This window comes from Streptomyces sp. NPDC056160, from assembly GCF_042268205.1.
Lineage (GTDB): Bacteria > Actinomycetota > Actinomycetes > Streptomycetales > Streptomycetaceae > Streptomyces.
Genome location: NZ_JBHJUW010000081.1, coordinates 21,834 through 38,280 on the forward strand (window position 1 = coordinate 21,834; position 16,447 = coordinate 38,280).

17 protein-coding genes are annotated in these 16,447 nt (G+C 73.7%); 8 read left to right on the forward strand and 9 right to left on the reverse strand.

Features of this window, described 5'->3' with window-relative positions; genetic code table 11:
- The first annotated feature begins 9 nt into the window (after window positions 1-9).
- The 4 genes from ACFC02_RS26525 (at window position 10) to ACFC02_RS26540 (ending at window position 4,100) form a co-directional block, all read left to right on the forward strand.
- Window positions 10-1,644, forward strand: a complete 1,635-nt coding sequence (locus ACFC02_RS26525; RefSeq protein ID WP_376362078.1) for a thiamine pyrophosphate-binding protein — start codon at window positions 10-12, stop codon at window positions 1,642-1,644.
- A 212-nt stretch (window positions 1,645-1,856) separates the two neighbouring features.
- Complete coding sequence (locus ACFC02_RS26530; RefSeq protein ID WP_376362081.1) at window positions 1,857-2,807, forward strand: PDR/VanB family oxidoreductase; 951 nt, start codon at window positions 1,857-1,859, stop codon at window positions 2,805-2,807.
- Between the two features lie 23 nt (window positions 2,808-2,830).
- A complete protein-coding gene (locus tag ACFC02_RS26535; protein ID WP_376362122.1) occupies window positions 2,831-3,067 on the forward strand; it encodes a recombinase-like helix-turn-helix domain-containing protein in 237 nt (78 codons plus the stop codon).
- A 1-nt stretch (window position 3,068) separates the two neighbouring features.
- Window positions 3,069-4,100 carry a Rieske 2Fe-2S domain-containing protein gene (locus ACFC02_RS26540; protein ID WP_376362084.1) on the forward strand — a complete coding sequence of 344 codons (1,032 nt, stop codon included), beginning with the start codon at window positions 3,069-3,071 and terminating at the stop codon, window positions 4,098-4,100.
- Window positions 4,101-4,281: 181 nt separating this feature from the next.
- Here the strand turns inward: ACFC02_RS26540 and ACFC02_RS26545 are convergent, their stop codons facing one another.
- The 3 genes from ACFC02_RS26545 to ACFC02_RS26555 form a co-directional block, all read right to left on the reverse strand.
- Window positions 4,282-4,848, reverse strand: a complete 567-nt coding sequence (locus tag ACFC02_RS26545; protein ID WP_376362087.1) for a MarR family winged helix-turn-helix transcriptional regulator — start codon at window positions 4,846-4,848, stop codon at window positions 4,282-4,284.
- Between the two features lie 335 nt (window positions 4,849-5,183).
- A complete protein-coding gene (locus ACFC02_RS26550) occupies window positions 5,184-5,510 on the reverse strand; it encodes a carboxymuconolactone decarboxylase family protein (protein WP_376362090.1) in 327 nt (108 codons plus the stop codon).
- A 90-nt stretch (window positions 5,511-5,600) separates the two neighbouring features.
- Window positions 5,601-6,008 carry a cupin domain-containing protein gene (locus tag ACFC02_RS26555; protein WP_376362093.1) on the reverse strand — a complete coding sequence of 136 codons (408 nt, stop codon included), beginning with the start codon at window positions 6,006-6,008 and terminating at the stop codon, window positions 5,601-5,603.
- A gap of 186 nt (window positions 6,009-6,194) precedes the next feature.
- Here ACFC02_RS26555 and ACFC02_RS26560 point away from each other — a divergent pair, with 186 nt between their 5' ends.
- Window positions 6,195-7,151 carry a helix-turn-helix transcriptional regulator gene (locus ACFC02_RS26560; protein WP_376362096.1) on the forward strand — a complete coding sequence of 319 codons (957 nt, stop codon included), beginning with the start codon at window positions 6,195-6,197 and terminating at the stop codon, window positions 7,149-7,151.
- A gap of 49 nt (window positions 7,152-7,200) precedes the next feature.
- Here ACFC02_RS26560 and ACFC02_RS26565 read toward each other — a convergent pair whose 3' ends face one another.
- The 6 genes from ACFC02_RS26565 to ACFC02_RS26590 form a co-directional block, all read right to left on the reverse strand.
- Window positions 7,201-8,727, reverse strand: a complete 1,527-nt coding sequence (locus ACFC02_RS26565; RefSeq protein ID WP_376362099.1) for an SDR family oxidoreductase — start codon at window positions 8,725-8,727, stop codon at window positions 7,201-7,203.
- Between the two features lie 516 nt (window positions 8,728-9,243).
- Window positions 9,244-9,978, reverse strand: coding sequence for a trypsin-like serine protease (locus ACFC02_RS26570; protein ID WP_376362102.1), 735 nt, complete (start codon window positions 9,976-9,978; stop codon window positions 9,244-9,246).
- 89 nt (window positions 9,979-10,067) lie between these two features.
- Window positions 10,068-10,949, reverse strand: a complete 882-nt coding sequence (locus ACFC02_RS26575) for a hypothetical protein (RefSeq protein WP_376362104.1) — start codon at window positions 10,947-10,949, stop codon at window positions 10,068-10,070.
- A 464-nt stretch (window positions 10,950-11,413) separates the two neighbouring features.
- Window positions 11,414-12,667 (reverse strand): MAB_1171c family putative transporter, encoded by a 1,254-nt coding sequence (locus ACFC02_RS26580; RefSeq protein ID WP_376362107.1) that lies wholly within the window; start codon window positions 12,665-12,667, stop codon window positions 11,414-11,416.
- Window positions 12,660-13,259: a ParH-like protein gene (locus ACFC02_RS26585; RefSeq protein ID WP_376362110.1), complete on the reverse strand. Its 600-nt coding sequence runs from the start codon at window positions 13,257-13,259 to the stop codon at window positions 12,660-12,662. Before ACFC02_RS26585 ends, ACFC02_RS26580 begins: the two co-directional genes overlap by 8 nt.
- A gap of 45 nt (window positions 13,260-13,304) precedes the next feature.
- Window positions 13,305-13,778, reverse strand: coding sequence for an XRE family transcriptional regulator (locus tag ACFC02_RS26590; RefSeq protein WP_376362113.1), 474 nt, complete (start codon window positions 13,776-13,778; stop codon window positions 13,305-13,307).
- Window positions 13,779-14,053: 275 nt separating this feature from the next.
- On the opposite strand from ACFC02_RS26590, the gene ACFC02_RS26595 reads away from it, so the two are divergent.
- From ACFC02_RS26595 to ACFC02_RS26605, 3 genes are all read left to right on the forward strand, one after another.
- On the forward strand, window positions 14,054-14,179 hold the full coding sequence (locus ACFC02_RS26595) for a hypothetical protein (RefSeq protein WP_360968295.1): 126 nt from the start codon (window positions 14,054-14,056) through the stop codon (window positions 14,177-14,179).
- A 72-nt stretch (window positions 14,180-14,251) separates the two neighbouring features.
- The gene (locus ACFC02_RS26600; RefSeq protein WP_376362116.1) at window positions 14,252-15,451 is read left to right on the forward strand and encodes a hypothetical protein; all 1,200 of its coding nucleotides are present in this window, start codon (window positions 14,252-14,254) and stop codon (window positions 15,449-15,451) included.
- Window positions 15,448-16,368 carry a hypothetical protein gene (locus tag ACFC02_RS26605; protein ID WP_376362119.1) on the forward strand — a complete coding sequence of 307 codons (921 nt, stop codon included), beginning with the start codon at window positions 15,448-15,450 and terminating at the stop codon, window positions 16,366-16,368. Before ACFC02_RS26600 ends, ACFC02_RS26605 begins: the two co-directional genes overlap by 4 nt.
- Window positions 16,369-16,447: the final 79 nt, after the last annotated feature.

The following is a 16,447-nucleotide window of genomic DNA, read 5'->3' on the forward strand; positions in this document are numbered from 1 at the left end:
AGCCTCCCCATGCACCACGGGCAGTACGACAACGGGGGCGACCTCCTCGTCGCCCACCTGAAGTCCCTCGGCATCGACACCGTCTTCGGCGTCGTGTCGGTGCACAACCTGCCGCTCGTCGAGGCGGTCGACCGCGAGCTGCGCTTCGTTCCGGTGCGCCACGAGGCCACTGCCGTGAGCGCCGCCGACGGCTACGGCCGCGCCCGCGGCTCGATCGGCTGCGCCCTGACCTCCACCGGCACGGGCGCGGGCAACGCGGCCGGTTCCCTGATCGAGGCACTGGCGTCCGGCACGGCCGTCCTGCACGTCACCGGACAGGTCGAGTCGGCGTACCTGGGCAGCGGACGCGGATTCATCCACGAGACCAAGGACCAGCTCGGCATGTTGCGGGCCGTGTCGGCGTACGCGGCCACCGTCACCTCCGCGTACGACGCCGGACGGCTGCTGCGCGAGGCGTCGGCCGCCGCCCTCACCGCACCAGGCGGCCCCGCGAGCATCGAGTGGCCCATCGACCTCCAGTACGCCGCCCAGCACGACGCGGGCGGTCAGGCCCCGGCCGCCGCCGCACCGCAGCCGGACCCCGCCGCGCTCGCCGCCGCCCGCGAACTCCTCGCCTCCGCGCGGCGCCCCCTGATCTGGGCGGGCGGCGGTGCGAACACCGCCCGCGAGGAACTGCTCGCCCTGCTGGAGGCCACCGGCGCCGGGCTGCTCACCTCCAACTCCGGCCGCGGCAGCGTCCCCGAGGACCACCCGCTGGTCATCGGCAACTTCGCCACCACACCATCAGGCCGCGCCCTGCTCGCCGACGCCGACGTGCTCCTCACCGTCGGCACCCACTTCCGCTCCAACGAAACCGCCGACTACACGCTGCGACTCCCCGCCGCCCACCTCCAGATCGACCTCGACGCCGCCGCGCTCGGCCGCGTGTACCCGGCGCGGCACGCCCTGCACGGCGACGCGGCCGGCGTCCTGGCCGCCCTGACCGAGGCCGCCGTACCCGCCGACGCCGCCTGGTCGGCCCAGGTCACCGCCGTACGCGAGGACGTACGCGCCACCCTCCACGACGACATCGGCCCCCAGGCCGCCGTCTGCGACGCGCTCGCCGCCGCCCTGCCGCGCGGCGCCGTCGTCGCCCGCGACGTCACCATCCCGTCCTCGTCCTGGGGCAACCGGCTCCTGCCGATCCACGACCCGCGCGCCAACGTCTTCCCGCGCGGCGGAGGCATCGGCCAGGGCCTCGGCATGGGCATCGGCGCCGCGCTGGCCCGGCCGGACGAGCCGGCCGTCGTCATCGCCGGCGACGGCGGCCTCGCCGTCCACCTCGGCGAACTCCTCACCGTCGCCCAGGAACGCCCCCGCCTGACCCTGATCGTCTTCAACGACGGCGGCTACGGGGTGCTGCGCAACATGCAGGACAAGTACAGCGAACGCCGCTCCGGCGTCGACCTGTTCACCCCGGACTTCGCGCCGCTCGCCGCCGCCTGCGCCCTGCCCTACGCCCGCATAGCGGCCCAGGCGGACGCCGCACCGGTCCTTCAGGCGGCCCTCGCCTCCGACGGACCGACCCTCGTCGAGGTCGACCTCGACGCGCTCGGCCCGATGAAGAACCCGTTCACCCCGCCCGTCACCGTCCCGACCGCGTAGGGCCTTTCGTTCGGACCAGGCCGGATCAGGGAGCGGGGTCTGGTGCGTGCAGCTGCAAGGCGGAGGAGGGAGCCGACGCGATGGGGGTCCCTTTCGCGCGAGCGAAGCCGAGCGTGGGGGAGTCGGCGACCGACGACAACGCCGCAGATGTGCGTGCCAGGGCCCGCGAGCCCGGCATGGTCCGAACGAGAGGCCCTGAGGAGGCCACCGCCATGACCGCTGACCGCGAGCACGAACTCGACCTTCTCGTCCGCCGCATGACCTGGGAGGCGGACGGCGTCCTCTCCGTCGACCTGGCTCACCCGGACGGCAAGCCACTGCCCGCCTGGACCCCCGGCGCCCACCTCGACCTGCACGTGGGCGGGCACGTACGCCAGTACAGCCTGTGCGGCGACCCCGCCGACCCGGCCACGTACCGCCTGGGCATCCTCGACGAACCGTCCTCACGCGGCGGTTCACGGCACGTGCACACCATGCTGCGCCCCGGCCAGAGCGTCCGCGTGGCCGGCCCGCGCAACCACTTCGCCCTGGAACCCGCCGCTTCCTACGTCTTCCTCGCCGGCGGCATCGGCATCACCCCCATCCTGGCGATGGCCCGCCAGGCCGCTCGCGACGGCGTGCCCTACCGGCTCGTGCACGGTGGCAGGTCCCGCGCCACCATGGCGTTCGGCGCCGAGCTGGCCGCGCTGACCGGCGGGGAGGTGATACTCGTACCGCAGGACGAGCAGGGCCACATCGACCTGGCGGCCGCCCTGCGGGACCTTGGCGCCGACACGCTGGTGTACTGCTGCGGACCCGAACCGCTGCTCGACGCGGCCGAAGAGGCCTGCCCCGCGGGCCGGCTGCGCGTCGAACGGTTCGCCGCGCCCGCCGTCCCCGCACGCGGCGGCGACGACACCGCCTTCGAGGTCGAGTGCCGCGCCTCGGGCGTGACCCTGACCGTCGACGCCGCCACCTCCGTCCTCGAAGCCGCCGAGAACGCGGGCCTCGCCGTCACCTCCTCGTGCCGCGACGGCATCTGCGGCTCCTGCGAGACCCGCGTCCTGGCCGGCACCCCCGACCACCGCGACCACCTGCTCAGCGAGGCCGAGCGCGCCGCCGGCGAGACGATGATGATCTGCGTCTCCCGGTGCGCCTCCGACCGCCTCGTCCTGGACCTGTGACCCCCACCGAGAGCGAGACACCCATGCCCACCGACGCCACCACCGGCTGGCCGTACCTCGACCCGCACCAGAGCCGCGGCCACGAACCCACCCCCTACGAGCTGAAGCTCGCCCGCACCCTGGAGGAGATCTTCACCCACGACGGCCACGAACTGGCCGACGTCGTGGCCGGGTTGAACACCCGGCAGGTCCGCACCCCCGGCGGCGAGCCGTGGACCGAGGACACCTTCCGCGCCGAGATGCACCGCCTGGGAGCCTGACATGACCCTCTCCACCCGCGACAGCGTGGCCCACATCCTCGCCCACGGCCTGCGCAACCAGTGGCACCCCGTGGTGCCCTCCGACTTCGTCGAGCCCGGCGGCCTGCGCAAGGTCACCGCGCTCGGCGAGAACTGGCTGCTGTTCCGCCGGGCCGACGGCACCCTGTCCATGCTCGCCGACCGCTGCCCGCACCGCGGCGCCCCGCTCTCCCTCGGCAAACACCTCGGCGACCGGATCGCCTGCTGGTACCACGGCGTCGAGGTCGACGGCTTGGGCACGGTCACCTCCGTACCCGGCCTGCCCGGCTGCAACCTGGAGGGCAAGACGCTCGTCACATCCCTGCCCGTCCGCGAGGTCGGCGGCGCGATCCTGGCCTGGTTCGGCGACGAGGAGCACCCCGAGCCGGCCGACCTGACCCTGCCCGAACCCCTCACCGACCCCGGTACCTCCGCGATCCTGTGCTACGCCGAGTGGAACGTGCCGTGGCGCTACGCCATGGAGAACCTGCTCGACCCCATGCACGGCGCGTTCCTGCACCACGATTCGCACACCATGTACGACGGCGACACCACGGCCAAGTTCCGCATCCGCGAGACCGACCGCGGCTACTTCTTCGAGAAGACCGACCAGCGCGGCGTCAACTTCGACTGGGTCGAACTGTGCCGCACCGGCGTCGACTGGGTCGACCTGTCCATCCCGTACCCGCCGTCGGCCGGACCGGGCGGCCCGTTCGGCATCGTCGGCATGGCCTGCCCGGTGGACGCCGGGCGCACCGGCGTCTTCTTCTGGCGCTACCGGAACGTCTCCGGCTGGCAGCGCGACACCTGGCACTTCCTGTACAGGACCCTCATCGAGGAACGCCACTGGGAGGTCCTGGAACAGGACCGGGTCATGCTGGAGGCCATGCCCGCCGACGCCGACCAGCGCGAGAACCTCTACCAGCACGACCTCGGTGTGGTCCGCCTGCGCCGGCTCTACCAGGCGCAGGCCGAGCGGCAGTCCACGGCGGGAGGGACGAACCGGGAGGCGTGACGGCGACGGCCGCGGCGCGCCCACCGCCGCCCCGGCCCTCGCTCAACCCTGCCCCCGCCGCTCAGGCCGGCTCTCGCTCAGCCTGTCGCCGCTCGGGCCGGCTCCCGCTCAGCCTGTCGCCGGTCGGGCCGCCTCTCCCGGCCGCCGCCGCTCAGGTCGGCTCTCCCTCAGCCGCCGTCGCTCAACCGGCCTCCGCCCGCCGCGCCTCCGCCTCCGGCGCCGCCTCCGCCTCGTCGGACTCGACGATGGAGCGTTCCAGGGAGGAGAGCAACCGGGCCAGTTGGCGGCGCTCGGCGGGGGAGAGCCCGCCGAGCATCCGCCGTTCGTTCTCCAGGTGCGCGCCGAACACCTCGTCGACCTTCCGCAGCCCGGCCTCGGTCAGACGCGAATAGACGACACGGCGGTCCTCGGCGTCCCGCTCCCGCACGAGCAGCCCGTCCTTCTCCAGCCGGTCCAGCCGCAGGGTGACACCCGCCGACGATATGAGGCCCGACGCCGCCAGCTGCCCCGCGGTGAGCCGGTAAGGCGCCCCGGAGCGGCGCAGCGCCGTCAGCACGTCGAAGCCGGCGACGGACAGCCCGTGCCTCTCGATCTGCGCGGTCAGCCGCGAGTGGTACTGCAGATACGCCCGGTGCAGCCGGGCCAGCACCTCCAGCGGTGCGGTGTCCAGCCCCGGCCGCTCGCGCGCCCAGTCCTCGACGATCCCCGCCACGGCGTCCGGCCGCCGCCCCGCCCTGCGCTGAGTCATGTCATCCCCTCGCGGCTCGTTTCGTCGCGAGACACGGGCTCCGTATCCGCGCACCCGCTGAAATCTTAGCCCTGAGACAAGCCCGGACCGCGCCCCGGCCGCGACCCCGGCGGTCACCAGGCCACCAGCGGTCACCGCGCCACCGGCCGTCACCGAGACCCCGGCCGTCACCGCGGCCGTCCGCCACGGCGGCTTCCAGGAACCGGCGGACCAGCGCGCCGGGGGCGTCGGGATGTGGACGAGGCCAGCCGAGGTCGGCGGCGTCGGGGATGTGGACGAGGCCAGCCGAGGTCGGCGGGGTCGAGGCGGCGGGGTCGAGGCGGTTCAGGTCCGGCTCACGCGGCGAAGACCTGCTTCGCGGTGGTGATCGCCGTCATGGCCTTGGGCCAGCCGGCGTAGAAGGCGAGGTGGGTGATCGCCTCGACGAGTTCGGTCTCGGTGACGCCGTTCTCCTTCGCCCGTCCGAGGTGGAAGCGGAGCTGGTCGGCGTCGCCGCCGGTGACGAGGGCGGCGACGGTGACCAGGCTGCGGTCGCGGGCGGCCAGCCCGGTGCGGTTCCACACGTCCTCGAACAGGACGTCGTCGGTCAGCTCGGCGAGCTTGGTCGCGAAGTCGCCGATGGTGCGGCGTCCTCCACCGATCTGTTTCAGCTGGTCGCTCATGGATGGTCCCTTCGGTCCGCCGCGGTGCGGCTCGTATCCGGTTCGGTCAGGCCCGTCAGGCCCGTCAGGCCCGTCAGGTAGATCAGGCGGTCAGCGGGTGCGGGGGCGCTGGTACTGCTCGTCGGTGACCGGCTCGTTCCAGGTGGTCTCCTCGCCGCCGGCGCCCTCGCCCTCCCACAGGGCGATGTGCTCCATGAAGCGGTCCGGGGCGGCGCCGTGCCAGTGCTCCTCGCCCGGCGGACAGGTGACCGTCCGGCCCGGGTGGGCTTCGAGGACCGTGCCGTCACGGGTGCCGATCAGGGCGATGCCCGAGACGACGTGCAGGGTCTGGCCCAGCACGTGGGAGTGCCAGTGGGTACGGGCGCCGGGAGAGAAGCGGACCATGTTGGCCCGCATCCGGGACGGCTCCTTGCCCGCGTAGAGCACGTCGAACCAGACGTCTCCGGTGAACCAGTGGGCGGGCGCCTTGACGGTGGCTTGCTGCTTGACGAATTCCATGGGTCCTCGTGTCCTTCTCTGATCAGGGATCGGAGGGTGAGCGGGGCGTGGGTCCGGGTGTGCCCCGTGCCGTGCCGAACGCCTCGCTACCGAGGAAACAGCAGGCAGGAGGGTTGGAGAAGGGCCTGCCGTTACAGGTACTGCCAGGGCCCCCGGCCGACTTCCAGGCCGCCTAGCCTTGAAGGTGTGAGCACCGAGAGCGACATCCGCGAGTTCCTGGCCTCCCGCCGCGCCAAGGTCACCCCGCAGCAGGCGGGGCTGCCCGCCTACGGCGGCAACCGGCGCGTGCCCGGCCTGCGCCGCGAGGAAGTGGCCCTCCTCGCCGGTGTCAGCATCGACTACTACGTCCGGCTGGAGCGCGGGCGCCTGGCCGGGGCCTCCGAGGAAGTCCTCGACGCCGTCGCGAACGCCCTCCAGCTCGACGACGCCGAACGCGCCCACCTCCACGACCTGGCGCGCGCCGCCGCCAAGCGGCCGGTCCGCCGGGCCAGGCGCCGCGGACCGCTGCCCGAGAGCGTCCTGCGGGTCCTGGAGTCCATGACCGACTCCCCGGCCTTCATCCGCAACGGCCGCCTGGACCTCCTCGCCGTCAACCGCCTCGGCCGCGCCCTGTACTCGCCCCTCTTCTCCGGCAGCGCCGCCAGGACGCCCAACATCGCCCGCTTCCAGTTCCTCGACCCCGACGGCCGCGACTTCTTCCCCGACTGGGAGGAGTCGGTGAACACCACCGTCTCCCTGCTGCGCACCGAGGCCGGCCGCGCCCCGCACGACAGCGAACTGACCGGGCTCATCGGTGAACTCGTCACCCGCAGCGAGGAGTTCCGTATCGCCTGGGCCAAGCACAACGTGCGCCTGCACCACACCGGCCGCAAGTCCTTCCGTCACCCGGACGTCGGTGTCATCACCCTCGACTTCGACGCCATGGACCTGCCCGCCCAGCCCGGCCTGACCCTCACCGCCTACAGCGCCGCCCCGGGCACCGCCGACCACGACGCCCTCCAGCTCCTCGCCGCCTGGGCCGCCACGGAGGACATCGAGGACGACACGAACATGGAGGACAACGGAAACGCCGAGGACGACGGAAACGTCGAGGGCACCGAGCCCGCCAGACGCCCCTCCGGACGGCAGGACCGGCACGAGTGACGGAACCGGCAGGACCGGTGAGCACCGGGGAGCGTGCGGGGCGACGGCGTCAGGTCGGGGCGCCGGCCCGCGCGCTCCCGCCCCGCGACGCGGCCCGGGTGATGTTGCGGGCCATGCCACCGAAGACGACGGCGTGGAAGGGGGAGACCGACCACCAGTAGGCGTGGCCCAGCAGGCCGCGCGGGTGGAACAGGGCGCGCTGCCGGTAGCGGGTGTGCTGCGCGCCGTCCGTCTCGGCGTACATCTCCAGCCAGGCGAGGCCGGGCAGCCGCATCTCGGCGCGCAGCCGCAGCAGGTGACCGGGCTCGATCTCCTCGACCCGCCAGAAGTCGAGGGAGTCGCCGACGCGCAGGTGCTCGGCGTCGCGTCGTCCCCGGCGCAGGCCGACACCGCCCACGAAGCGGTCCAGCCAGCCTCGCGCCGCCCAGGCGAGCGGAAAGGAGTACCAGCCGTTGTCGCCGCCGATGCCCTCGATCACCTTCCACAGCGCCTGCCGGTCCGCGTCGACCGGCAGCTCCCGTTCGTCCTGGTAGAGGCTGCCGCCGGCCCAGTCCGGGTCGGTGGGCAGCGGGTCGCTGGGCGCCCCGGGCACCCCGGCGGACGACCACCGGGTGGCGACCTGGGCCTCCCGCACCCGCCGCAGCGCCAGGGCCAGTGCCTCGTCGAAGGGCAGCGGCCGGCCCGGCAGGTCGGGTACGTGGGCCGCGATGTCGTGTTCGTGGCAGATCACTTCGTGGCGCAGCGACTCGGTCAGCGGCCGGGCGATCGAGGCGGGCACCGGCGTGACCAGGCCGACCCAGTGGCTGGACAGCCGGGGCGTGAGCACCGGCACCGGCAGGACGAGCCGGCGCGGCAGCCCTGCGACGGCTGCGTAGCGGCCCATCATCTCGCGGTAGGTGAGGACGTCAGGACCACCGATGTCGAACGCCCGGTTGACGTCCGGCGGCATGGTGGCCGAGCCGACGAGGTAGCGCAGCACGTCACGGATCCCGATGGGCTGCGTCCGGGTGTGCACCCAGCTGGGGGTCACCATGACCGGCAGCCGCTCGGTGAGGTAGCGCAGCATCTCGAACGAGGCCGAGCCCGAGCCGATGACGACGGCCGCCCGCAGCACGGTGGCCGGCACGGGCCCCTCCAGGAAGATCCGCCCGACCTCCGCGCGGGACCGCAGGTGCGGGGACAGGTCCCGCTCCGCGACACCCCGAGGGGTGAGCCCCCCGAGGTACACGACCCGCCGCACCCCGGCGATCCGGGCCTGCTCGGCGAAGATCCGGGCCGCGCGGCGGTCCCGGTCCTCGAACCCGGAGCCCGTGCCCAGCGCGTGCACCAGGTAGTAGGCGACGTCGACGCCGTGCATGGCCGAGGCGACGGAAGCGGCCTCGGTGACGTCGCCGCGGACCGTCTCGGCGTCCCGCGCCCAGGAGTGGTCACGGAGTTTGCCGGGGGAGCGGGCCAGGCAGCGGACGCGGTGGCCCGCCTCCAGCAGTTCCGGCACCAGCCGCCCGCCCACGTACCCGGACGCCCCGGTGACCAGGCAGTGCAGGCGTTCTCCACTTCGCCGTCCGTCCTCACTCACGCGCGCAGCTCCCAACCGGTCGGTCCGCCGACGTGCTGTCCGTCGACGTGCTGTCCGATGACACGCTCTGCCGCATGTCCGGCCCTTTCCTTCGATCATCGGCTCAAAGGCGCGCCGGTGCCTCCCACGACGCGGCCGGCAGGCGCTTCCCGGGGCGGGAGCGGTGCCCGGCAGGGCGATCGGGTGATTCGTCGTGGAACGGGCCGCGGCGGTCGCGCCGGGCGGGCTGAGCGGGGTGCCGGCCGGTGCCGCCGCGCCGGCGCCGCCCGGAGTGCACGCGGCGGCGGGGCGCCCGCAGCCGGGTCCGGCCGTGTCGGTCGGTGCAGCGGCCGTCGCCCGCGCCCGGCCGGGGTGAAGGACCGGGCGGTCCGCCGCTCGCCCCGGCGTCCGCCGGACCTGGTAGAGCAGACCTTTCCGGCCACAGCACCAGCGGACGGACCGACGGGCAGGCCGCCGGGAAGGTGACGGGCAGGGACCGCCGTAGATCTGACGGGCGGACAGGGAGGCGGTCGGCGGCTATCGCCGCACGACCGAGCGGATCCAGGTGAGTTGCCGGGCGACCTCCCCCGCCTCGGCGATGTCCTGCCGGTCGGAGCCGTCGAAGACGCCGAGGAGGGTTTCGGTGCCGCGCGGGGCGATGCTCATCACCGGGCCGCCGGAGTCACCACCGGCGGGGATCCCGGAGACCTTCGCCATGCAGAAGTCCGAGCCGCCCGGGGCGGTGTAGCCGTCGCACCGGGGGTCGTCCGGCCGTACGACCCGCAGGTCCGACTGCTTGAGCACGGGCGACTGGCACCTGTTCTCGTCACCGGTGCAGGTGGCGCCCCACCCGTACTGGCGCACGACCTGGCCCGGGCGGACGTGGGCCGTGGCCAGGCGCGCCGTGCGGACCTTCATCGGCGTGACCTTGATCAGCATCATGTCGGCGCGGGCGCTCCCGACGCGCTTGCCGGGCACCGGGCGGACCGTGGTCCCCTTGCGCATGTCGAGGCTGCCCACCCGGAACGAGATCCGCTTGTCGGCGATCGGCTGCGCCTGCTCGAAGAAGCAGTGCGACGCGCTGATGATCCACTGGGAGGTGACCGCCGTCCCGGTGCACTCCGGTCTGCCGTCGACGAGCATGCGCACCGCCCACGGGCCGTAGCCGCTCTTCGACCCGCCGATGACGGCGGAGGCCGGCGCGGTCGACATGGCCGCAGCCGTCACCAGCAGCAGGGCACTCAGCAGCAGCACCCGAACTCGACGCACCATCGCGAACAGCTCCTCTCGTCGGCGCACGGGCCGTCCGCCTGGTGAGATGGCCCGTAGCGCCGGCCGGTTCCACGCGGGGGCGGCGGTCCTCAGCGGTTCGCCAGCGCCGCGATCTCGCGGGCCAGGGCCAGGCAGCTGTCGACGAAGTCGCGAGCGGCGAGAGGGGTCACTCCGGCGTCGCCGGTGCCGGCCCGGTCGTGCAGTTTCCGCAGCCGGTCGAAGGCGACGACCGAACCGGGCGACAACCCGATCCGCTCCAGGCGGAGGCTGAACCCGGCCTCGGCGCCGGGGAAGTGGGGCGGCCCGAACGCCCTGCCGTCCACGAGCGGACCCACCACGTCCTCGCAGAGACCGGAGAGGAGGAGCCATGCCGTCCTGATCGCCGTCCGAGGGGAGGAATCGGCCGTGTCCCGCACATAGCGCAGACGTTCCAGCCGCTGCGAGACGGTGGGGCCGGTCCCCTCCGCGCCCCCGCCTCTCGGCCCGGCCGGCTCGGGCAGCGAAGGAAGGGCAGGCCCCCAGTGGCCCCCGTGATCCGGGGTGCGGGGTGCGGGCACCGCGGAAACGGGCGGGACCGTGGGGCCGTACGCGGTCCCGTCGCCCGGTGCGGCGTACGCCGGCTCCGGCTCCGGTTCCGGCGCCTCGTCCTCGTCGGCGGATGCTCCCGCCGTCGTGCCGGTGTCCGTGTCCCACGGCGGTGCGGGCCGCCCCCACGAGTCCGCGGGGGGCGTGTCCGCAAGCGGGGGAGGGGGCGGGAGCGGCGGCCTGGCGCCGGTCGCGGCGCCTTCGGCCTGGTGCAGCACGTCCCGGACCTCCGCGGCGAACTCGATCGAACCCGCGGGAGTCTCCACACGCGTCATCCGCGCGACGGCCGCCCGCAACTGGACGCGCAGACTCCAGACCGCACCGAACGCGACCGCGGGCCACGCCAGGGTTTGCAGGTACTTGAGCACCAGCTCGGCAATCTCCACCAGATCATGGTGATGTCCTGGCCCGGCGCTTCTCCCGGCCGGGTGGGATCTGTGACTGACATGCAACATCCCCCGGGTCGCCGCAACGCCTTCCCGGTCACCGCGACGTCTTCCGGGCGGCAGCGACATCTTCCGGGCCGCCGACGGCGGCCCCTTCACGCACCGGCACCCCCCGTCCACCGGCACGGTCGCCCCGGTGGCCATCGACGCCCGGTCGCCGGGCAGCCACGCGGCCACCTCGGCGACTTCGCGGGGTTCGGCGACTCGGCGGCGCCCACCGGCCGCGACCAGCACCTCGTGTTCCGCACGGCCCCTGCGGGGTCCCGTGACGCCGGGGCGCCGGCGCCCCTCGACGCGCTCGGAGCCGAGTGCGTCCACGCGAGCGGACCGCTGCGACGGAGCCGCGGCCCACGCGGCACCACCGGTGAGTCCGTCAGCACAACCCCTTTGCACACTCAGGTAGTTCACTCGATCGTCGACGCGGGCGCGGCGATGTGGGTGTCGGCGCCGGCATCGGCCCCCGCGCGGATGCGGGCGACCGTCGGCGACCGTGTGAACGCGCCGGTGACCTTGAGCAGCCAGGCCGCTTCGGCCTCGACGGTCCGGGGCAGCGGCACCGGCGTGGCGCCGCCCGTCCGGGCTGCTGCCTGCCGCAGGCCCGCCCGCTTGTTCTCCAGGGCCACGGCGATGACCGCGGCCTCCACGACGGCGTGCCGATCGGTGGCGCCCGGCCCGCCGGCCCGTGCCAGGGCGCGGGCCACCCGGTCCGGCACGTCCGGCTCCTGGTACGGGCGCAGCGCCAGGTGCGCGTCGCGGATCTCGATGACCCGCCGGTAGAGCGCGAACTCCGCGTGCCGCGGCCCCCGGCGCCAAGCGGCGGCCGACCGGCCCAACGCGATCTCCGGCAGCACGGCGTGCAGTTCGGCCCACAGCGGTTCCAGCGCCCGGTAGGTGCGGTGGGCGCGCAACCAGCGCAGCGGGGCGGTCAGCGTGCTGCCCCACAGGCTGGTGGTGGCACCTCCGGTGGCCAGCAGCGCGGTCACGGCGCCCAGGACGGCGGAGACGAGGTCCTCGCCCAGCCCCTGTTCTCCCCGGGACAGGTCGGTGGCGACGTCCTTGAGCGCCCACAGCGTCCACAGGGCGCCGGAGGCGGCGGCCAGCATCATCATCCGCAGGCCGGCCCGCAGTTGCCCCGAGGTGGTGCGGTGGGCGTGGCGGGCCAGGGCGCGGACCAGGACCAGCAGGCAGAAGCAGCCGTAGCAGGCGAAGACGGCGTTGTACGCGGCGAGCGCCCAGCCGCGGTCGGCCCGGACCGTCTCCCGTGCGTCGTCGGCCGTGACGCCCGCGACGAGGAAGAGACCGGCCGACACCGCCTGGACGCCGACCGCGAGCAGGAGTTGCCGCCGCCTGCCGCGCCGCGTCCTGTCCGGGGCGCAGGCCGGTGGCGTCAGGGCGTGCGCGACGAGGACCAGGAACGTCAGGGCGGCGGTCTTCAGCTCGTGCGTGACGAGCAGGTCCCCGTAGCGGGGCGGGAGGAGACGGTCCAGCGTGGCGAGGGTCGCGCGGGCGTTGAACAGCAGCGCGGTGCCGAGGCAGAGCGCGAATCCGGCGACGTGGCGCTGCGCGGGGTCGGCCCCGTCGCCGCGCGTGATCAGGAGCCGGTGCCCGGCGAAGACCAGGAGGACGGCCGCGGCGAGGTAGGCCGAGAGGTCAGCCACGGGTGGAACCGTCCGGCGTGCGGCGCTGCCGCCCGGGCCGGGCGCCGGCTGTGTCGCCGGGGGGAGCGGGTGGCGGCGCGCCGAACAGCGACCGCAGCCGGGCCTCGTCCTGGCCGGGCGGCGGCGCGCTGTCCTGGCTGCGCTGCAGCCGGCTGGCGCGGTTGAGGATCAGGGAGGCGACCAGTTCCGCCTCGGCTTCCTGGGGCAGTGTGTAGACGGTGCGGCCCAGGACACGTCTGACCAGGTCGGACGGGAGGTGCGGCAGTAACAGCTCGGCGGCGGCCGAGGCGGCGGGGGAGGTCTCGTGGTGCCCGCAGATGAGGTGGGCGGCCTCGTGCAGCAGGATGTGCTGCTGGTGCAGGGGCGTGGTGTCCGCCGCGTACAGGATGCAGTCGGCGTGGTCGGTGGTGATCAGCAGTCCGCACGGGGTGTGCGGGCGGTAGGCGACCGGCATGAGCTGGATGTCCCGGCCGCGGGTCCTGGCCACCAGCGCGATGAAGGCGCCGGCGTCGAAGGGGGCGGGCAGATCGAGCCCGTCGACCAGGCGGGAACATCGCCGCCATAACCGTCTCGCACTCCGATCAGCCCCCACGAGCCACCCCTTCTCGCGTCAGTCGATGCGGTACGTCGCGGCCGGTCAGCCGCTGGTGCCGTCCCCGGCCTCCGGCGCGGTGCCACCACGGTCACGGTGGCCGCCGGTGGCCTGTTCGCGGCGGGCGAGCACGTCGATCATGTCGCTGATCGTGCTCACCCCTTCGGGAGACAGGTTCACGGCGCGCAGCGCCACGTTGCGGACCCCCGCGTCCCGCAGCGCGCCGAGCAGCTCCAGCTCCTTGGCGATCGCCTTGCCCTGTTCCTCGTCGAAGAAGTACGCCACCGGCACGTCGAAGAACTGGGCCAGTGCCTCCAGGTGACGCTTGGTCGGGTTGTCCCGCCGCCCCGTGCGCAGCTGCCACAGGTATGTCGCCGAGAAGCTGGCCCCGGTGGTCTCCCGGCACGCCCGGGCGACCTCCTCGTTGCTGAACTGCTCCCGGTTGGGCCGCCGTACGATCCGGAACAAGGCCTCGATCTTGTCGGCCAGGCTTGACGGAGCGGTCTCGGAACCGGTCATCCGCGCCCTCCCCTTCCATGAGCCGATGTGGGAACGTACCGCATTCGGATACATCCTAGCTGCCCCTGCGCACCCCTTGTCGGAGCCTGTGTGCGTGGGCCAGGCAGTCCTCTCCCGCCCCGGAGCCGGTCTCGGCCCCGTGCCCACGTCCTCGGGTGACCAGCTCGGGTGTGCGGTGAAGGGCAATTCATTCATCTCAGTTGACACCGCGCGAAGCCCTGCCGCAGACTCCTCGTCAGCTGAGGTGAATGCGACTCGCAGACGCGTCAGCTGTCATGAGGTACACCGCTGTCCATCGCTGCTCAGGAGGGATCACCATGAAGAAGATGTCGATCCGCAAGGCCGGCCCCATCCGCCTCACCTCGGCCTGCGCCAGCTACTACTGCTGCTTCGCCAACTAGCAACCCGCCGCGGTGGGAGCCGGGCCGTACGCCGGACCGGCTCCCACCGCTCGCGCCCAGGGAGCTCGCCGCATGACCGCGACCGCATCGGGCGGCGGCGTTGTCCGCCTGCACCGGCTGACGATGATCGACGAGGACGACGGTGTCATGGTGGGCCGGCCGGACACCGCCTCGTACGCCCTGTTCCCACCGGAGGGTGCCGAGGCGTTACGGATGCTGGACTCCGGCGCGACCGTCGCCGCGGTGGCCGAGTGGTACCGGCACACCTGCGAGGAGACGCTGGACGTCGACGACTTCCTCGGCACGCTCGACGAACTCGGCTTCCTGCGGGCCGAGGGCGAGCCCGCACCGGTCCGGCCACGGGTGCGCTGGCGACGGCTCGGACGCTGGACCTTCTCCCGGCCGGCCTGGCTGTGCTACGTCGCCCTGCTGGTCGCCGCCGTCGCCGCGATGGTGCGTGACGACTCGCTGCGCCCCTCCTACCACCAGGTGTTCTTCACCGACCACCTGGCGCTGATCCCCCTGACGATGACCGCGGTGCAGATCCCGTGCATCCTCGTGCACGAGGCCTTCCACGCGCTGGCCGGCCGCCGGCTCGGTCTGCCCTCCACGCTCCGGATCAGCCGCCGCCTGTACTTCATCGTCGCCGAGACCCGGCTCGACTCGCTCCTCAGCGTGCCGCGCAGGCGACGCTACCTGCCCTTCCTGGCCGGGATGCTGGCCGACGTCCTGATCATCTGCGCGATGACCCTCCTCGCCCCGGCCCTGCGCGGCACCGCCCTCCCCGCCTGGTGCCCGGCGCTCTGCCTGGCCACGGCCTTCAGCTGCGTGCTGCGCCTGCTCTGGCAGCTGATGTTCTACCTCCAGACCGACCTCTACTTCGTCATGGCCAACGCGTTGCGCTGCTCCGACCTGCACAACGCCACCCGGTCCTACCTCCGCACGCTCCTGCGGCGGCTGCTGCGCCGCCCGGTCGCGGAACCCGACGAGCAGTGGACCGACCGGGACCGCGCCATGGCGCGCGTGTACGCGCCGTTCCTCGTGGCCGGTTACGGCTTCTCCCTCGGCAGCCTGCTGTGGGCCGCCCTCCCCGCCACCGTGCACTTCGGCACGCTGCTCGTGGACCGCTTCCGGGGCGGGGCCTCCACCTCCGGCGTCGTGGACGCCGTCAGCTTCCTCGGCCTGACCGCACTCCAGTTCGGGCTGCTGGGCTACATCGCCGTACGGGACCGGCGCGCCGGCCGCACCTCACCACAAGGAGCCCTTGGATGACCACGTCACCGACGCCCCACCTCACCGTCCGCTGCCACCGCCGGCTGCGCGGACCGTACACGGGCGGCGGCGCGCTCCTGCGCAGCGTCGTACCGGAACTGGCCGAGCGGGACCCGAAGGCCGTGGCGGCACGGGCGCACGCCGTGGTCGCCATCGCCCCGGACCTGGCCCACCTGGCCGGCACGGCACCGCGCACGCTCACCAACTCCGCCGAACGCGGCGAACGCACCCGGCTGTACTCCGTCTCCCGCACCCGGCGCCTCGCCCACAGTCTCGCCGAACTGCTGCTCGACTGGGCCCGGCTGTGCCACCCCGGGGGCGCGGTCGTCGCGTTGCGCGAACTCGACGACGCCGATCCGACCGACCACGAACTGGTCGACGTGCTGCGACGCAGGTGCGACCCGGCCGTCCTGACCGTCGTGACGGACGTGACGGGCGTGGCCTGCCTGACGGACGCGACCGACGTGACCGACGTGACGGACGTGGCCGACAGGACCGATGGGGCAGGTGGGACCGATGGGGCGGACGGGGCCCACCCAGCGGAGCCCGGCGCCGCGTCGGCGACAGCGGCCGGACCCGATCCGGCCCGGCGGTTCATCGACTCCGACGGCACCAGCCGGGACGCGGCGGCCCGTACGGCCTACGACGCCCTGCCCGCGGACGAACGGGCCCGGCTCCACGAGGAACGCGCCGCCCGCCTCGCCGCCGCCGACGGGCCCGCCGTACGGCTCGGCGCCCTGCCCTACCACCTGGAGCGCGGAACCGACCCGGCGGGCGCGGGCGCCGACGCCCTCGCCGAGGCCGCCGAGACCGCCTTCCTGCGCGGCTTCTACGAGGCCGCCCTGGACTACTGCCTGCGCGGCCGGACCGCCCTCGGCACCGCACGGCCCAAGCACTACTGGACAGTGAAGATATGACTGGTGGTTCCGCTGATGAGCCTGACTCGCCTACTGACTGACGTCATCGACTGTCCTGTTTGGGATTTGTCGGTTCATC

Excerpts from the sequence above, each read along its gene's own strand:
- ACFC02_RS26570 (WP_376362102.1), bottom strand. The coding sequence starts at position 9,978 with ATGGTGCGTCGAGTTCGGGTGCTGCTGCTGAGTGCCCTGCTGCTGGTG.
- ACFC02_RS26545 (WP_376362087.1), bottom strand. The coding sequence starts at position 4,848 with ATGACTCAGCGCAGGGCGGGGCGGCGGCCGGACGCCGTGGCGGGGATC.
- ACFC02_RS26540 (WP_376362084.1), top strand. The coding sequence starts at position 3,069 with ATGACCCTCTCCACCCGCGACAGCGTGGCCCACATCCTCGCCCACGGC.
- ACFC02_RS26535 (WP_376362122.1), top strand. The coding sequence starts at position 2,831 with ATGCCCACCGACGCCACCACCGGCTGGCCGTACCTCGACCCGCACCAG.
- ACFC02_RS26600 (WP_376362116.1), top strand. The coding sequence starts at position 14,252 with ATGACCGCGACCGCATCGGGCGGCGGCGTTGTCCGCCTGCACCGGCTG.
- ACFC02_RS26525 (WP_376362078.1), top strand. The coding sequence starts at position 10 with ATGCACCACGGGCAGTACGACAACGGGGGCGACCTCCTCGTCGCCCAC.
- ACFC02_RS26550 (WP_376362090.1), bottom strand. The coding sequence starts at position 5,510 with ATGAGCGACCAGCTGAAACAGATCGGTGGAGGACGCCGCACCATCGGC.
- ACFC02_RS26590 (WP_376362113.1), bottom strand. The coding sequence starts at position 13,778 with ATGACCGGTTCCGAGACCGCTCCGTCAAGCCTGGCCGACAAGATCGAG.
- ACFC02_RS26555 (WP_376362093.1), bottom strand. The coding sequence starts at position 6,008 with ATGGAATTCGTCAAGCAGCAAGCCACCGTCAAGGCGCCCGCCCACTGG.
- ACFC02_RS26605 (WP_376362119.1), top strand. The coding sequence starts at position 15,448 with ATGACCACGTCACCGACGCCCCACCTCACCGTCCGCTGCCACCGCCGG.
- ACFC02_RS26530 (WP_376362081.1), top strand. The coding sequence starts at position 1,857 with ATGACCGCTGACCGCGAGCACGAACTCGACCTTCTCGTCCGCCGCATG.
- ACFC02_RS26595 (WP_360968295.1), top strand. The coding sequence starts at position 14,054 with ATGAGGTACACCGCTGTCCATCGCTGCTCAGGAGGGATCACCATGAAG.